Origin of the sequence: Spirosoma fluviale (assembly GCF_900230225.1) — a bacterium.
Taxonomy (GTDB): Bacteria; Bacteroidota; Bacteroidia; order Cytophagales; family Spirosomataceae; genus Spirosoma; species Spirosoma fluviale.
The window spans coordinates 871,107-888,521 of the sequence record NZ_OCNH01000001.1 but is presented as its reverse complement, the minus strand read 5'-3'; the positions used below and the strand labels follow the sequence as shown (position 1 = coordinate 888,521).

Here is a 17,415-nt window from a genome sequence, read left to right as displayed (position 1 = left end):
AGTAAACGGGCCATCTGCCAAACACACCTAATTAAACAAACCCCAGGAGCTTGTGTGATAGAACTAGTATATGTACGTTAACGCCAATGATCCGGTTTTAACCGATTTCGCTTACCAGAACGAATACTTCTCATTTTAACCCATTTGCCGGGTACTGCTCGCAGGTAACTTTCAGCTAAAAAACAGTAAATAAGGCAAACATCGGTTATCTTTGCGCCGTTTTGACCCGCTCGTAAGCAAGAAGGCGATAGCCCATTTTATGGAAGACAAAAAACATATAGACACTATTTCGGCTGCCGGTTTGCTGGTGGCCATGGGTATCATTTATGGCGATATAGGCACTTCGCCTTTATACGTTTTGAGGTCGATAGTAGGTACAACTGAGCCAATTAGAGCTGATGTTGTTCGAGGAGCCCTTTCCTGTATTTTCTGGACCGTCACACTCCAAACCACGATTAAATATGTTATCCTGATCCTGCGCGCCGACAACCGGGGTGAGGGAGGTATTTTTGCTCTTTATGCACTGGTTCGCCGTCATGCAAAATGGCTGACAATACCGGCTATCATAGGCGGTAGTTCCCTGCTGGCAGATAGTATTATTACTCCGCCTATTTCCGTCTCATCGGCGGTAGAAGGCCTGCGAATTATCTACCCGGATATTCCCACCGTTCCTATTGTGCTGGGCATTCTGGCCTTCCTGTTTCTAATCCAGACATTCGGTACCAGCGTCGTGGGTACGGCCTTTGGCCCCATTATGCTGATTTGGTTTACGATGCTGGGCACACTGGGGATCATCCATATTTTTGATGACCTGACCATTCTGGCATCGCTCAACCCCATGTATGCCTTTGATTTCCTGACCGGGTATCCGGGCGGTTTCTGGCTGCTGGGGGCCGTTTTTCTATCAACTACAGGTGCAGAAGCCCTCTACTCTGACATGGGTCACTGCGGTCGGTCCAATATTCGTGTTAGCTGGGTTTATGTCAAAGCCTGTCTGATGCTAAACTATTTCGGCCAGGGTGCTTTCGTCGAAAACCTTGTTGGTCAGCCATTAGGCGAACGGAATCCGTTTTACGGACTTATGCCCGAATGGTTTTTGCTCATTGGCATCGGTGTTGCCACGGCAGCTACCGTCATTGCCAGTCAGGCCATGTTAACAGGAGCCTATACGCTCATCAGCGAAGCGATTCGGCTTAACTTCTGGCCGAAGGTTCGGCTGCGGTACCCGTCCAATCAAAAGGGTCAATTGTACGTTCCCAGTATCAACTGGCTGCTCTTTGCCGGGTGCGTTGGGGTTGTTCTTTACTTTCAGGAGTCCTCACGGATGGAAGCTGCCTATGGCCTGGCCATTACGCTGACCATGATGATGAGCACAATTCTATTTAGCTACTATCTGTATTCACATAAATACAATGCCTGGCTAACCGTCTTTTTCCTTATCTTTTATCTATCGCTGGAAAGCTGCTTCCTGGTAGCCAACCTGGCTAAATTTACGCATGGCGGCTGGGTATCGATCCTGATTGCCGGTATGATGGCCTCCGTCATGATTATCTGGCTGAGAGCCTTCCAGATTAAATTGAGACTGACCGAATACGTCCGTATCGATCAGTACACCCAGGCTATTAAAGAGCTTAGCCGCGACATTAGTATCCCGAAATACGCCACCCACATTGTATTCATGAGCAACGCGGCCCGGCAGTCGGAAATCGAATCCAAAATCATCTATTCCATCTTTCAGAAACGCCCCAAACGCGCCGACATCTATTGGTTTGTCCACGTCGATACGACAGACGACCCGTACACGATGGAGTATAAAGTGAACACCATTGCGCCCGACGACGCCTACAAAGTGACGTTTAAACTCGGTTTCCGAGTAGAACAACGCATCAACCTGTTCTTTCGCAAGGTGATCGAAGACATGGTGAAAAATAAAGAAGTGGACATCACCAGTCGCTATGAATCACTGAGCCGTCAGAATGTTATTGGCGACTTCCGCTTCGTTGTTCTGGAAAAATTCTTATCGTTCGAAAATGAACTGCCTGCCCGTGAACGCTTCATCATGAATATTTACTTCACAATTAAAGGCTTCACCACTCCCGAAGATCGCTGGTTTGGTCTCGACAGCAGCTCGGTTAAGATCGAGAAAGTACCCCTCGTTATTCGCCCGGTCGAGAACGTGCAGTTAAAACGAATTACATCTTAACGTGGAGACGCAAGGTATTGCGTCTCTACACACTACACATGAAAATTCTCATTACCGGCGGTGCCGGATTCGTTGGCGCATCGCTCGCCATTTCGCTTAAACAGAATTATCCGCAGTACCAGATTTTTGCGCTTGATAATCTTAAACGTCGTGGTTCTGAACTGAGTCTGGCGCGTCTGAAAGCCGCTGGTATCGAGTTTCTCCACGGCGATATTCGCAATAAAGAAGATTTTGATGCCCTGCCCGCTGTCGATACCGTCATTGAAGCCTCCGCCGAACCGTCGGTACTGGCCGGGCTAGACGGTACGCCGGACTACCTCATCAACACCAATCTGTTTGGTACGGTCAACTGCCTCAACTACACACTGAAGCATAAAGCCAACTTTATCTTCCTCTCGACGAGTCGGGTGTACCCGATCAAAACCATCGAAACCCTCAATTTTGAGGAGGCCGATACGCGTTTTGTGCTGACCGATGACCAGCCCGTTCCGGGTGTATCCTCAAAGGGAATTGCGGAAGACTTTCCGCTCACAGGAGCCCGGTCGCTCTACGGCACAACCAAGCTGGCTTCCGAACTGCTTATTCAGGAATACAACGAGTTTTACGGCCTGAAAACGGTCATTAACCGCTGTGGGGTGATCACGGGTCCGTGGCAAATGGGTAAAGTCGATCAGGGCGTAATGGTACTCTGGATTGCCAAGCACTTCTTCGAACAGCAACTGGCGTATATTGGGTATGGTGGAACGGGTAAACAAACCCGCGACATGCTCCACATCGCCGATCTGTACCGATTGATCGACTGGGAACTTCACCATCTTGATAAAGTTGACGGCCAGATTCTGAACGCGGGTGGTGGCGTAGAAAGCAGTGCCTCGTTGCAGGAACTGACCAAAATCTGTCAGGAAGTAACGGGTAAAACGATCCCGATTAGCCAGGTTGCCGAAAACCGGGCCGCCGATATTCGCTTATACATTACAGACAACACAAATGTTACGAACCTGACGGGCTGGAAACCTGAACTCGGTATCCGCGAGATCGTGACGGATATTCACGAATGGCTCAAGGAAAATCGTGCCGCGCTGGAACCGATTTTGAAGTAAACATAAAACGGGGTGTGACGCAGAGTTGCACCCCGTTTTATGTTTTTGCGGTCTCACAATCCAGGTACATACAAGTAGGGCAAGTACGCAAGTTTAAAATAACCTAACCCATTATTATTCAGCTATATACAGATTATTATATTTACACTCATAAGAATAAATAAACAATTATGTACTTAATGGCTACAAAATAATTTACCTTAGCGACTCCTCCACATCCTAATGTTAACTTTCCACATAGTCGCTCAGTATCCATGTCGTTACTTGCTTTATGCCACCGCCGTTCTACCGTACTCAAAATTGCTGCCGCTGTTGATGAAGCCGCACTAAACTGGCGAATCCCCCCAACGACTATACGTCTGTTTCAGGAACAGATTGTGGCCCAGTCACCGGGCTTTGCCCTCATTTCCAACGACCATCTCGAAGACCCTGCCCTATTCACAACCATTAGAGCAGCCAGCCCTAACACTTACATTGTTGTTTGTCTGATACCCGAAACGGTCATGACCAATACGCTATGGGCGGTGCTCGACAACCTGGAGTTCGATGTGCTTTGCACCCTTGATGAGTTGGCAGACTGCCTGATTACGCTTAAAGCCGGACGGTTTTATAAATCCTCATTGCTACAAACCCAAACCGGCTATACCATAAAAGAGCCCCTGCCCGGCTTCCATGAACTGACGCCCGGTGAGCGACGGTTGTTAAAACTAATGACCGAGAGCAAGACCGGCCCACAAATTGCCGACGTCTTGTTTATCAGTGAAAAGACCGTAAACAATCATAAAGCCAAAATCTCACAAAAATTGAACGTGACCGGCGGGCCGGGTAGCCTAACCCGCTTTGTGCTGCTTCATCGCGAGGAATTAAGTCAGTGACGTACAAGTATGCTTAAAAATATAGGTAAGTCATAGGCAAGTTCACCTATCCTAATATGAGCAAATTTGCTACCCAATGTGAGCAAGTTTAATCATGTTTTAGGCTGTTTCATCCCCCACCTTTGTATCGTTGACGCGCAACAAAGGCGGATGCCGAAAAGCCTGAAAAGAGAGTAGGTAAGCAAGAAATAATCCTTATAATGAATAACTTAAAACTTCGCTTCTCCACTTCTATTATCTTTGCGATTATGTTGGTAGCTTGTTCTTCAACAGAAAATGAAATAATGAATCCAGTAAAAGATAATAATGTATCTCTGTACACTGTAAAACACAGTGCGTTTGTAACAAATCAATCGACTAAAAAAGAGTTCGCTACATTTTTCAACAAGGTTGTATCTATTAACTCAAATTCCAGAATAAGTGCAGGATCAGAAACTCTAGATCTAAGCAATATAACTTTTAATTTTGAAAATTTAGAGGAAATTTATTTTGAAAATACCTCAGCAAAATCGGTATCTGCATCTACTGTTACAAAAGATGGAACTAAATATATATTTTCATCTCTATATGATGGATCAACTGCAATGAATGATGGTTTGATTACGAAGATTTTTTCTGATGGCAATAGAACTGAATTATCTTATTATGACTTGACTAGAACTCTTGTTGCAAAAATTGTTGTGAACAAAAACGGAGAACTTGTATCAGCTAAATCGTTTAACATACCTAATCCTAATGCAAGAGTTAGTGGATACATAGGTAACTGGGCCAAATGTGTTGGAACTGTAGCTAATCAAATGACTGATGGGTCGATAACAGGTAGTATTGCTACTATAGGTTGTATGGCTTGGGGAGGGGCGTGTGCTATTGCGGTAGGTGTAGGGTGTGCGATAAGCGCATCTGTAAATCATTTTTAAACATGACAAAAAAAAATTATTGGTTTTCAATACTGATACCTGTATTTGTTATTAGTATAATCTCTTGGTTTGTTCAAGAAGGAGAAGGAGATAAATTCTTCATAAGTTATATAATCTACTTTATAGCCTTCTATATTCCTGTAGTATCAATATTAAGGGGAATATACTTGAAATTCACCTTGAAAGACTTTCTGATGTCTTTAATTCCTTTCACGGAACAAAGGAAGAGGTTTTATTATGAAGATTAACAATATTTCTTCTACCTAGATGAGGCTAAACTTGCCTTATCTAGGTAGAAGAAATATTGTTAGAAAAATACGATTGATATTATTTATCCTACCAAGTTCATTAGGAGATTACACAATATTCCTAATTTTTCACAATGGATCAAGCTTTCATAGTATAATATGGTTAGAAGCCATAGGTAGGCTACGAGCAAATTTGATGCCCAATATGAGCAAGTTTAATCATGCATCGGGCCATTTCATCCTCCACCTTTGTATCGTTGACGCGCAACAAAGGCGGATACCGAAAAGCCTTTGAAGAGAGTAGGTAAAGAATATACAGATAAATCGAATGAGAAAATTAGCACATTCTGAAATGTCAATTAAAGGAGGTTCTGCGGGCGATATAGCAACAGGAGTAGCCTGTGGTGTGGGGTACTTGGTTATTTTTTTGGAGGTTCGGCTTTCGTTACAGCAGGAGCTGCCATTCCTATTGTTGCAGCAGCTGGTGCCGCTGGTATAATGGGATGCATGGCTGGTGTGTCAAAATATATTCATCTATAAAATATCAGAAACCATGAAAACTATTTCAAAAGGTCATATGGCTTTTACACACGGCGGAACAGATGGAGTTAAGGATGCTGGAGCTGCTTTCTGTGCTACAGTAATGGGAGGAACAGCTGCCCTTGGATTGATGGGGGCCCTTACAGGTGGTTTTGGAGCAGCTATGTTGGGAATTGCAATTGGAGTCTGTTTCTACGGAGACAGTAAAGGCAAATTTCAATAAATTTAATATGGGTAGAGGTAATCATCTACCCATATTAATTTCAACCATGAAGTAGGAGGAAGCACTAAACAAATTTGAATTATGAAAATTGCAAAATTATTTATCTGTTTTTTATTGTTCATACTTATGATTAAACAAATATATAATGTATCGAATTGGTCTGACAGGTTAATTCTCGTGTCATTTCTTGTCATAATATTTTCTTATCCGATTTACATTTTTTTAAAAAAATAAAACGCAATATTTATTCTTAATGAAATATGAAAACTAAATCGAATAAATGACCACTACACTCATTGTCCTTCTCATACTAATTGCTGCTGGTATTGGAAACCGAGCCCGGAAAAAGAAGAACCCGTTTTCGTAAAAAAATGTCCACCAAATAATCTTGAATTAAGAAGATGCACCTTTCCAACACTCTATCATTACAGGATATCGAAAAACCTCCTTCAGAAAATGGCTGGTTGTTATTTGCTGCAATAACGGTCGTTAGCTTACTGCTAACATTTTCAGGCCAACATCTTTTACTGTCCGACGAACTTTATTTCAACGCCCTTGCCGAGCAAATGACGTATGAGCAAATCCAAAAAGCTATCGCTCAAAATCATGAATGGTCGTGGCTGGCTTATATCATCATACCTATTTTTAACCTGCTAAAATTCTCCCTCGTCGCTGCCTGCATTAGCCTGGGTTATTACTTCGCGGCTGATCGGTGGGTATTCAAATCATTTTTTCGGGTAGCCATTCAGGCTGAACTGGTGCTACTGCTCCCGTCGGTTATCAAACTGATCTGGTTTCTGTTCGTGCAGCCGGATTATAGCCTTCAGGACTTACAGTATTTCTATCCGCTTAGCGTACTCAACTTCTTCGAGCCAACAGCCATAGCCCCCTGGCTAGCGTATCCATTACAACTCGGCAATCTGTTTGAACTGGCGTACTGGCTCGTACTGGCCTATGGTGTCTCGCAGGTCATTGAAACGCCTATGCCCAAAGCGTTTGGACTAGTGGCCGCTTCATATGGATCGGGTTTGCTGGTCTGGGTTGTTTTTGTCATGTTTTTAACCGTTAGCCTGTCATGAGAACGTACTTAAAATGGGGCTTACCTATACTAATAGCTGGCCTGATTGCCTATCTAAGTTGGGGATTCACGACCAAGCTGCATCACAAACAGAAAACCGCCGAACGAATTCAAACGCTACCTGCCTTCACCGCGTATACCCTCAACCGTTCAATCGTAAACTCTGCCACCATAGGCAACCGACCAGCGGTAATTGTTTATTTCGATCCCGATTGCGATCATTGCCAGCGCGAGGCCGATGAACTTCGCCAGAAAGCGGCTTTGCTAAACACTGCCCAGGTTATCCTGCTTTCGTCGGCCCCGTTACCTACCTTGACGACCTTCGCCAAAGCACATCAACTCCACGACTTGCTCAATGTGCAGGTAGCTCATATGGACAAAAAAACGGCTTATGAAACCTTCGGGTTTGTGGCTGTTCCCGATGTGCTCATTTATCATGCCGACGGTTCGCTATCGAAACGCTTCCGGGGCGAAACCAGCGTAGAAGCCATTGCCCGTCATCTCTAATTAAGCCTACCCGTCCAGACTCCTTCTCATTATGGAACAGACGATTTTTGTTCTGCTGCTACTGCTTTGCCTATTGGTTCAGTATGTTAACCATCCCATCGTATGAAGTCCCTCAAACACATCGAAAAAACGATTGTTCGGCAACAGGGACAGGCCGATTGTGGGGTAGCCTGTCTGGCGTCGCTGCTAGCGAATTATGGGGGGCGTAGTCGGCTGGAACGGTTGCGCGAACTGAGTGGCACTGACCCACAGGGTACCTTGTTGTTGGGACTCTATCAGGCTGCCTCGCAAATTGGTTTCGATGCCGAGGGTATGGAAGCCGACTCCGTGGAAAACCTGAAAACAGATGTCAGCGAGCCGGTCATTCTGCGTGTGCTCATCGACAACGGGCCAACCGGGCAACGGCTACAGCATTATATTGTCTGCTACGGTTGGGACGCCACCCGGCAACTATTCATCATCGGCGATCCTGCACAGGGGCTATTGACGTACACGACTCAAGAGCTGACCGCCCTCTGGTCGTCGCGAATTCTGTTGACTCTAACCCCCAATGCATCCTTACAGCATCAGCGTGACGAACAAAAAGCCAAACGCCAATGGCTGTTCAGTCTGGTCCGGGAAGACACGCAGCTATTGGCTATTTCGACAGGATTAGGCATTGTAACCGCCGGACTGGGCTTATCGACAGCCATTTTTTCACAAAAACTGATTGACGAAATTCTCCCCAAACACGAATCCACCCGGTTGATGCTGGGTCTCTTGCTGCTGACGTTTTTACTGGTGGCACGGGCGGTGGTCAATTACCTGCGGGGTTTTCTGCTGAACCGGCAAAGCCGTGATTTCAACAACCGCATCATTAACCGATTTTATGAAGCGTTGCTGTATCTGCCCAAGTCATTTTTCGATAGCCGCAAAACCGGCGAACTCGTGGCCCGCCTGAACGACACAAGCCGCATTCAGCGAGCCATTAGTCACCTGACGGGAACGGTGGTTATCAACGTACTGGTCGTGCTGGTGTCGGTGGGGTATTTATTTACCTTCTCGGGTTGGATCGGACTACTGAGTCTGGTCAGCATTCCACTCTACGGCGGGTTGGTTTGGCGGTATCACCAGCGCATCATCGACGGGCAGCGACAGGTTATGGCGGCATCGGCTCACACCGAAAGCAATTATGTCGATACCATTCAGGGAGTCGATGTGATCAAGGCAACCAATCGGGAGCCCTTTTTCAGCACCATTACAAAAGCCGTTTACGTTAATTTCCAGAATAAAGTGTATTCCTGTCGGGGGTTGGATTGCGTTTAAACCTAATGGCCGAGTTGATCAGTGCTTTACTCATAGCCGGGTTACTAGCTATTACGTCCTTTCTGGTTGTCGACAAATCGTTGCAACTGGGCGAAATGATGGCGATTCTGACAGTCGTGGGCAGTATTCTCCCGGCTGTAGCCGGGTTGGCCATGACCAACATTCAGATTCAGGAAGCCAATGTAGCCTTCGACCGGATGTATGAGTACACCCACCTTCAACCTGAGTATCAGAAACTCGTACATGCAGATCAGGAAAGTAGGTCGGCCTTCAGATTCGAGTCCCTCACGATAGATGCCCTGCACTTCCGCTTTCCGGGTCGCCCATTGCTGTTGGAAAATATTGCGCTGACTATCCGGAAAGGAGAACTGGTTGCCCTGCTTGGCGAAAGTGGACACGGCAAAAGTACCTTACTCCAACTGATTCAACGATTTTATGCACTAGAGTCGGGGCAGATCAGCGTAAACGGAGTCGACTGGAATACACTGGATACGGCTACCTGGCGACAAACCATCGGCGTTGTGCCTCAGCATACGAAGCTATGCAACGGCACCTTGCTCGATAATATCGGTCTGAGCAACACAGCAACGGAAGCGGATAAAATTGTCAGGTTCTGCCAACAGTCAGGATTCGCTCATTACTTCGAAGACTTTCCACAGGGATATTTGACGCTATTGGGCGAAAACGGGATCAATCTATCGGGAGGACAGCGGCAACTGGTTGCTCTGGCACGAGCCTTGTATCAAAAGCCGCAGTTAATTCTCCTCGATGAACCAACGGCGGCTATGGATAAACACACGGAGCAGTTTGTCATGAATTTACTCGATCAGTTGCGGCCACACCTGACCATCCTTTTAATTACGCATAAATTTAGTCTGACAAAGACAGCAAACCGAGTGTATTCAATCACGAATGGCGTACTTCAAGGCCTGAATAGTCCAGTTTGCAGTAAAGAAAATGAGCCTCAACCGGAATTGATTCTGATGTAAAATAGTCGTACCCAGCTTTTTTGTTGCCCCCGATTCGCCTACGAATCGGGGGCTTTTTTCTATCACGGCTCCCTGTCAAACTTACAGGAATTGTCAGCCGAAAACACAGTATATGAACCGAAATATCTACTTAGAGTAACGTAGTGCCGCTCCGGCGACCGTCCCGGTCGGGTGAAAACAGCATATGCTATGTCACACCCAACCGGGACGGTCGGCACTACAACCAACCTAAACCTTTACAACCATGAAATTCTTTGCTCCTACCCTATTGCTGAACCTAGCACTTAGCCTGTTAAACGGCTACGCCGGGCCAACGCCCACCCCACCGATCAAAAAAATGGCTGGTATCGAAAAAACAGTTTTTGGACAATTCCCCGATGGTCGGGAAGCAGACCTGTTCACGCTTCGGAACGCGGCCGGTATGACCGTTAAAATTACCAATTACGGCGGGTATATCGTGTCGATGACCGCCCCCGATAAGTCGGGTACTTACGAAGATATTATTCTGGGGATGCCCACCTTTGCCGATTACTTGAAAGGCACGCCTAGTCTGGGACCCATCATCGGTCGGTTTGGCAATCGAATTGGTGGTGCCAAATTCACGCTGGATGGAAAGGAGTATGTGCTGACACCCAACAGCCGGGGCAACCAACTTCACGGCGGACGGGTTGGCTTCGACAAAAAACTATGGAATGCCACGCCCGTAGATGGTAACGAGCCAACTCTGAAACTCACCTACACTTCCGCCGATGGCGAAGAAGGCTACCCCGGAAATTTGTCTGTAGAGGTTGCTTATACCCTGCAAAGAGACAACTCACTGCGCATTACCTATCTGGCAACTACCGATAAACCAACGGTGTTGAACCTGACCAACCACGCCTATTTCAATCTGTCGGGCATGAAGCGGGATGTGCTGGGGTATGCGTTGATGATCAAAGCCAATTCGTTTCTACCCACCGATGCCAGCCAGATTCCCACCGGAGCTATCGAACCGGTAAAGGGCACACCGTTCGACTTTACCAAACCCACCGTGGTAGGTACTCGCATAAACGACACGACGAACGTTCAGATCAAATACGGTTCGGGCTTCGACCACTGCTGGGTACTTGACGGCCCTGCCAACAAACTCAGACTGGGGGCAACGGTACACGACCCGGAAAGTGGCCGACTCATGACTATGTACACCACCGAACCGGGGGTACAGGTTTACACCGCCAATCACTTGAACGGCTTAAAAGGAAAAGAAGGTGTTGCTTATACAAAACGTTTTGGCATTTGCCTCGAAACGCAACACTTCCCCGATTCACCCAACAAACCCAACTTCCCGTCGACCGTTCTCCGGCCGGGCGAGACGTATCGAAGCATAACGGTCTATAATTTTTCGACTAAATAACTCAAGTCGAGGGATACGTTGCCAACTAAATAAAATTTAACCAGAGAGCCGCAAAGCACACAGAGATTGATGGAGGTGCTTTCTTCCCCTGTCAATCTCTGTGTGCTTTGCGGCTCTCTGGTTAATCCTTGCGGTAATGCATGTGTATCACTACCTTGAATTTGACTCAAATTCAAGCTGCATTGGCCTTTAACCGTTACTTTTTAAGCGCAATAACTTTCTCAAAGGCAGGCTTGGGCTGATTCTTGCGGTCGAAGAGTAGCGGGTAATTGGTCCGACCGCGAATGGGCCAGCCATTTAACCAGCTATCGCCGTCGTTGACACCCCAAAACGTGACACGGGTGACTTTGTCTTTGTGCTTCAAAAACAACTTGAACAGCGCTTCGTAATCAGCGGCTAGCTGGTTCTGTACGCTGTCGGGTAAGGATTCGGGATAAGGATTCGACTGGGCATTGGCGGTCATGCGCTGACCCACATCAGCTCCCTGAAAGTTACGGGGCAGCACTTCGATGTCCAGCTCCGTAAACATAACCTTCACGCCCAAAGCCGAGTATTGCAAAATGCTTTCTTCAATGTCTTTCAGCGGTACTTTCCCCACGTGCCAGTGGCCCTGAATACCCACCCCGTCGATACGTACCCCGGCGGCTTTTATCTTTTTGACTAGCTCAATACAACCCGCCCGCTTTTTGGGTTGTTCGTTGTTGTAATCATTATAGTACAGTTCCGTTTTAGGCGATGCCTGCTGCGCCAGCCGGAACGCTTCGGTTACAAAGTCATCCCCCAGATGCTGGAGAAATACGGACTTTCGCATAGTGCCATCCTCATTCAATGCTTCGTTGACCACATCCCACGAGTAAACCTTACCGCTATAGTGACCGGCGACGGTTTTGATGTGATCCGTAAAGAACGTCCGAATTGAATCCGCGCTCTTGATTCCGCGAATGAACGGCGGTAACTGACTGTGCCAGATCAGCGTATGCCCGTTGATCTTGATGTTGTGCTTTTTGCCGAATGCAATCAGCTTATCGCCCATCGTAAAATCGTAGGTATCCCACTTCGGGTGCAACAGCGCCGATTTCATGATATTTTCGGGCGTGGCCATGTTGAACTGACTCGCAATGAAAGCCGTCGTTGCCGGGTCGCGCTCTTCGATCTGAGCATTATTTAGACAGGTGCCGATGCCGAAGTCCTTTTTGAAGGTATCCTTCAGCGAAGGAATCTTCTGCGCTGACGCGGCAGTAGGCAGTAGGGACAGACTAAGCCATGCTGCCGTACTGAGGGTGATTACTTGATTTCTCATAAATAGTATCGGTAGTTTTTGAGTTGAGTTTTGGACAAGTTTTCGCTAGGTGGGCCATGTGTTTTTTTGTCATTCCGAGGAACGAGGAATCTTCGGGTGAGGCTGATAATATCTCCATTCACAGAAGATTCCTCGTTCCTCGGAATGACAAAAAAACTCAAACCGCATTTCTTTCATTTACTTAAACAGCTCCTGCGAATACAGGAACAGATCGTGCCGCCAGACCGGCCATGTGTGCCCACCGGCGTATTCGCTGTAGTTGTACTTGACGCCCATTTCGTCGAACTTTTTCATCATCACCTGGCAGTTCTGGTAGGCGATGTCTTCCTTGCCACCCATCGAAATCCAGAGGGGTTTCAGGTTGGTATTGATGGCTGACGCATTCTCTTTCATGAAGGCATACTGCGGGTCGGTTAGCGCCGGGTTATTGGCGAACCAGCCCGAACTGAACACGCCCAGCGACGAGAACATGTTGTTGTTCTTGATACCCGCATAGAGCGTCTGCAACCCGCCCATCGACAGGCCCGCGAGTGCCCGGTGTTTGGCGTCGGTTTCAGCCCGGAAATTGCTTTCCACGAAGGGAATAGCGCCGAGTTTTAACTCATTTTCAAAGGCCTTCAACACGTTCTCGTTGAAACCCGCCAGTCCACCGGCGCTTACATTGCCGTCGAGCATGGCAATGATCATCGGCTTCGCTTTCCTTTCGGCAATCAGGTTATCGAGAATCATGTCCGTTTTGCCCTGCGTCGACCAGCCGCGCTGATCTTCGCCCCCGCCGTGCAACAGGTACAGCACCGGGTACTTGTCGGTCGATTTGTCGTAGCCGGGCGGGGTGTACACGTACATTTCGCGCCAGCTGTTCGTGGCTTTGGAGAGGTAACGCTTGATGCGGATGTCGCCGTGAGGTACGTCTTTCATGGCATAAAAAGCCCCGTCTTTGTCGGGAATTTCTATACCGCTCGCCATGCGGCTCATGCCGTAAAACGATTCACTGGCTGGATCAGCAATGGCGACCCCGTCGATCAGCAGGGAGTAGTAATGAAAGCCGCGACTGATAGAATCGGTGGTGGCGGTCCAAAAGCCGCTGGTGTCTTTCACCATGTCGTATTTCTTACCCAGATCGACCTGCACTTTTTTAGCGTCGGGCGCTTTCATGCGGAATACCACTCGGTTATCCGGTAAAATCTGCGGGTATTTGGCGTTGCGGATGTTGGTCGATGCGGGCGTTCCCAAGACGCTATATTTCGTCAGCGAAGCCACATCGACGGGCTTGAAGAGGAACTGTGAGAACATGTACAGTCCGTTCTTCCAAACCTTGAAATCGTGCCCGCCCGGCTCCACATAATAGATATGCGGCACGCCGTTCTGATACAGGTAGTCGTGGGTCCGCTTGCTGAAGGTGATCAGGCCGTCGGCATCTCCGCACGAAATCCAGAGCAGTTTCAGCTTCTGTTTGGCATCGGCTGGATTCGGCATCAACTCCTGCGGGGTTTTCGTGTTCGGGGCCGATGAGAAGCCGCCTACCCAGGCGAATTTGTCTAGATTCCCCAAACCAAAATTCAGCGATTGCCCGCCCCCCATCGATAGGCCCGCAATGGCGCGGTGCTCGCGGTCGGTCAGCGTAGGGTACTTCTTCTCGACAAACGGAATCAGGTCGTTCAGCAGGTCTTTCTCGAAAGTGGCGAAGGCTTCTACTTTATCTTTTTCGAATACGTTGCCCACGGCTCGGTCGTCTTTCATGGCGCGGCCGTTAGGCATCACCACGATCATGGGCTGGAGCTTATTTTCGGCATAGAGATTGTCCAGAATGACCTGCGGATTGCCGCCCTTGAGCCATTCTTTTTCATCTCCACCGATGCCGTGCAACAGATACAGCACCGGGTATTTCGTCTTTTTGTTGTAGCCCGGTGGCGTGTAAACGAGGGCTTTTCGGGTGGTGCCAACCGTTTTCGACGGATAGGCAATAGAATCGAGCTTGCCGGTAGCAATGCCCGAACGTACCTGATCGAAGCCTTTTGGGCCTTCTTTCTCAATTTTCTGCGCGTAACTGCTACCGCAGAAAATGCCGATAGCTGTCGCTAGTACAAGGAGTCGTTTCATAGTTTGAAGGTTTTAATACACTGCGTTTTTGGCATTCTGAGGAAGTATTAGGCCGCCTTTTTTGTCATCCCGAGGCAGGAGGGATCTTCGGCAGCTAGAGGGATTCTCAGCCTCACCCGAAGATCCCTCCTGCCTCGGGATAACAAAAAACGGGATGACAAAAAGCTTACTTCTTAAAAATCAAACTCGCATACTGCCGGAGTGACCGACGCCAGGTTTGCCACTCGTGCAGCGTACCCGGCGACTCGTAATACACGTGCCTGATGCCCGCTTTGTCAAGGGCTTCGTGGAAGCCTTTCACGCCGGTGTACATCCGCTCCGGCTCCTTCGTACCGATGCTTACATAGACCACTTTCATCTTCTTGTTAAACGCATCGGGATCGGCCAAGGCACCGTCGTAGGCCTGTTTGATGTCGGCACCCGGTTGCAAACGACCCGCCCCGCTGAATCCTCCGATGTAGGCAAACTTGTCGAGATTGGTCATTGTGGTCTGGAAGGTCTGAAAACCGCCCATCGACAGCCCCGCCATGGCCCGGTTGTCGCGGTCGGTCAGCGTTCGGAACGACTTGTCGATCATCGGAATTACTTCTTTCACCAGCACCTCAGGAAACACATTGCTATTCATACTGGCTGGGCCGCTCGCCGTTGTACTAACGGGACGTGTCGGGTCGGTTGCGTAGCCGCGTTCCATCACCACGATCATCGGCGTTGCTTTGCCCTCGGCAATCAGGTTGTCGAGAATCATGTCCATTTTACCCTGGGTTGGCCAGCCGGTTTCGTCTTCGCCCGAGCCGTGTTGCAGGTACAGTACGGGGTAGCGTTTCTTCGGATTTTCGTCGTAACCGGCTGGCGTGTAGACGTTAGCCCGACGCCAGGCTTTGGTCATCTCAGAATAGTAGTTGACCGAACGTACCTGACCATGCGGCACATTTTTTGGCTGATAATAGTCCATGTCTTTATCCGGAATATCGATGCCGCTGGCCATGCGCCCCATACCGTAAAACGTCTGACTCGCCGGGTCGCAGATGGCGATACCGTCGGCAATGAGCGAGTAGTAGTGAAAGCCTTCCCCGACGGGCTCCGTCGTGACGGTCCAGAAGCCGCTGGTATCTTTCACCATATCGTACTTCTTCATCAGGTCGATTTGCAGCTTGCGGGCGTCGGGCGCTTTCACGCGAAACACCACCCGATTGTCGGGCAGAATCTGCGGGTATTTCTGCCCCGGAATATTGGTCGAGGCCGGTACGCCAGTGGTCTGAGCCAGGGCCGGTACCGTCAGGGTTATTGCCCCGATGAGTAATGCGATTAATCGTTTCATGGTAAAGGTTTAGGAATTACTGAGAGATTTATTTCGCCTGTGGCGTGATCATCTGGTATTTGCCGCTCAAATGCATCAGGCTGAACACATAGAGCAGCCCATCGTAATACGGGTCGAAATAGCCATCGTCGAACGGCTCCAGCTTGGCGTTCCACAGGGCATGAACAAAATCGAGGCTGTTCTTTTCTTTGTTGATCAATGACAAGGTAGCGGCTGTGGACACCAGCCCAATGGAGTGCCGAAGCTTTTTCACCGGTCCAGCCTGAAGAATAGTCTCAGGCCGTGAGCCATCAAGGTTAAACTGGTCTTCGTAAGAGTCCATGCCTTTCGAGCGCAGGAAATTCTGGAACCGTTTGGCGTAATCTTCCTGCCAGGCTTTGTCTTTCCCAGACCAGGTATAGTCCATAGAAATGTTCATGGGCACGCGCCACGAATCGTAACGAAACGCCGAGATCGACCAGCGGGTGTCGTGTGGTTTGCCGCTAAACTCGGTGTAATCCGCGTTAAGGCCCGTTACCGGGTGACAGGCGCGGTGCAGAAAAACCCGCGAGGTATCGGCGCATTCTTTGTAAAATGCTTCGTGCCCGTCTTTGGCGTACAGCACCCAGGCATCATAAAAAGCAGGCAGGTGATACGACGGGTCGGTCCATTTGTAGTTGTTGCCTTCGGGTACAAACGAAATCTGTTTGGCGTCGGTGTTGATCAGGTTGTAGATGTTGCCGGTACCGTCTTTCTTCCACATGGCATCCAGAATCCGTCGGGCTTCGCCGTAGTAATTGATGCCGGTATTGTTGCCCCATTTGTTGGCCGCAAACAGCAGACTGGTGATGTAATACAACTCGCCATCGGAGGCTGAACCTTCCGAGTTCTTCTTCATCGTCTGCGGATTGATGCTCCACGCAAAGTACGCTTCCCGTGGCCCGCTCTGATGCTGCAGATACTTTTTGGACCACCGCCAGATCCGGTCGAACACGTCTTTCTTGCCAAGCTGCACCGCCACCATCATGCCATACGACAGCCCTTCGGTGCGGGCGTCTTTGTTCTTCACGTCCGACACATACGCCATTGTATCGCCCACTTCGAAATAGACTTTGTTGGGGCCTTCAAACACGTCGTGGTACGCCTTCGCCAGTTTCGCGTCGATGTCGGCCTGTTTGTAGCCCGCTTCCCGAAACAGGTTCCGGTAGTTGGGCTTACTTGTCTTTTGGCTTTGTCCCAAGACGACACCCTGACCACAACATAATATTACCAGCACCAGCCACAAACTGATTCTGCGCTTTCCTTTCATTCGTATTGATTGTATCATAGAGTTGGTTGAG

At 48.5% G+C, this 17,415-nt stretch carries 15 protein-coding genes; 11 read left to right on the top strand and 4 right to left on the bottom strand.

Annotated elements, in window-relative coordinates:
- Nucleotides 1–259 precede the first annotated feature (259 nt).
- The 11 genes from CRO74_RS03710 to CRO74_RS03660 all read left to right on the top strand — a co-directional run bounded on the left by CRO74_RS03710 (nucleotide 260) and on the right by CRO74_RS03660 (nucleotide 11,378).
- On the top strand, nucleotides 260–2,203 hold the full coding sequence (locus CRO74_RS03710; protein ID WP_097124636.1) for a KUP/HAK/KT family potassium transporter: 1,944 nt from the start codon (nucleotides 260–262) through the stop codon (nucleotides 2,201–2,203).
- Between the two features lie 38 nt (nucleotides 2,204–2,241).
- A complete protein-coding gene (locus CRO74_RS03705) occupies nucleotides 2,242–3,303 on the top strand; it encodes an NAD-dependent epimerase/dehydratase family protein (protein ID WP_097124635.1) in 1,062 nt (353 codons plus the stop codon).
- A gap of 254 nt (nucleotides 3,304–3,557) precedes the next feature.
- Nucleotides 3,558–4,178 carry a LuxR C-terminal-related transcriptional regulator gene (locus CRO74_RS03700; protein ID WP_097124634.1) on the top strand — a complete coding sequence of 207 codons (621 nt, stop codon included), beginning with the start codon at nucleotides 3,558–3,560 and terminating at the stop codon, nucleotides 4,176–4,178.
- 200 nt (nucleotides 4,179–4,378) lie between these two features.
- Nucleotides 4,379–5,095, top strand: a complete 717-nt coding sequence (locus CRO74_RS03695; protein ID WP_144035872.1) for a hypothetical protein — start codon at nucleotides 4,379–4,381, stop codon at nucleotides 5,093–5,095.
- Nucleotides 5,096–5,671: 576 nt separating this feature from the next.
- Nucleotides 5,672–5,842, top strand: coding sequence for a hypothetical protein (locus tag CRO74_RS31800; protein ID WP_218840201.1), 171 nt, complete (start codon nucleotides 5,672–5,674; stop codon nucleotides 5,840–5,842).
- Nucleotides 5,843–5,896: 54 nt separating this feature from the next.
- Complete coding sequence (locus CRO74_RS03685) at nucleotides 5,897–6,106, top strand: hypothetical protein (RefSeq protein WP_097124631.1); 210 nt, start codon at nucleotides 5,897–5,899, stop codon at nucleotides 6,104–6,106.
- Between the two features lie 401 nt (nucleotides 6,107–6,507).
- Entirely contained in the window at nucleotides 6,508–7,185 is a 678-nt protein-coding gene (locus CRO74_RS03680) for a hypothetical protein (RefSeq protein ID WP_097124630.1), read from the top strand.
- Nucleotides 7,182–7,691, top strand: a complete 510-nt coding sequence (locus tag CRO74_RS03675) for a peroxiredoxin family protein (protein WP_097124629.1) — start codon at nucleotides 7,182–7,184, stop codon at nucleotides 7,689–7,691. The genes CRO74_RS03680 and CRO74_RS03675 overlap by 4 nt, the downstream gene beginning before the upstream one ends.
- A gap of 102 nt (nucleotides 7,692–7,793) precedes the next feature.
- Nucleotides 7,794–8,996, top strand: coding sequence for an ABC transporter transmembrane domain-containing protein (locus CRO74_RS03670; protein ID WP_097124628.1), 1,203 nt, complete (start codon nucleotides 7,794–7,796; stop codon nucleotides 8,994–8,996).
- A 5-nt stretch (nucleotides 8,997–9,001) separates the two neighbouring features.
- Nucleotides 9,002–9,985, top strand: coding sequence for an ATP-binding cassette domain-containing protein (locus CRO74_RS03665; protein ID WP_097124627.1), 984 nt, complete (start codon nucleotides 9,002–9,004; stop codon nucleotides 9,983–9,985).
- Between the two features lie 244 nt (nucleotides 9,986–10,229).
- A complete protein-coding gene (locus tag CRO74_RS03660) occupies nucleotides 10,230–11,378 on the top strand; it encodes an aldose epimerase family protein (protein WP_097124626.1) in 1,149 nt (382 codons plus the stop codon).
- A 196-nt stretch (nucleotides 11,379–11,574) separates the two neighbouring features.
- Here CRO74_RS03660 and CRO74_RS03655 read toward each other — a convergent pair whose 3' ends face one another.
- The 4 genes from CRO74_RS03655 to CRO74_RS03640 all read right to left on the bottom strand — a co-directional run bounded on the left by CRO74_RS03655 (nucleotide 11,575) and on the right by CRO74_RS03640 (nucleotide 17,402).
- Entirely contained in the window at nucleotides 11,575–12,678 is a 1,104-nt protein-coding gene (locus CRO74_RS03655) for an endo-1,4-beta-xylanase (protein ID WP_097124625.1), read from the bottom strand.
- Nucleotides 12,679–12,855: 177 nt separating this feature from the next.
- A complete protein-coding gene (locus CRO74_RS03650) occupies nucleotides 12,856–14,778 on the bottom strand; it encodes an alpha/beta hydrolase-fold protein (protein ID WP_097124624.1) in 1,923 nt (640 codons plus the stop codon).
- Between the two features lie 166 nt (nucleotides 14,779–14,944).
- A complete protein-coding gene (locus CRO74_RS03645; protein ID WP_097124623.1) occupies nucleotides 14,945–16,096 on the bottom strand; it encodes an alpha/beta hydrolase-fold protein in 1,152 nt (383 codons plus the stop codon).
- Nucleotides 16,097–16,124: 28 nt separating this feature from the next.
- Nucleotides 16,125–17,402, bottom strand: coding sequence for a family 8 glycosyl hydrolase (locus tag CRO74_RS03640; protein WP_245877748.1), 1,278 nt, complete (start codon nucleotides 17,400–17,402; stop codon nucleotides 16,125–16,127).
- Nucleotides 17,403–17,415: the final 13 nt, after the last annotated feature.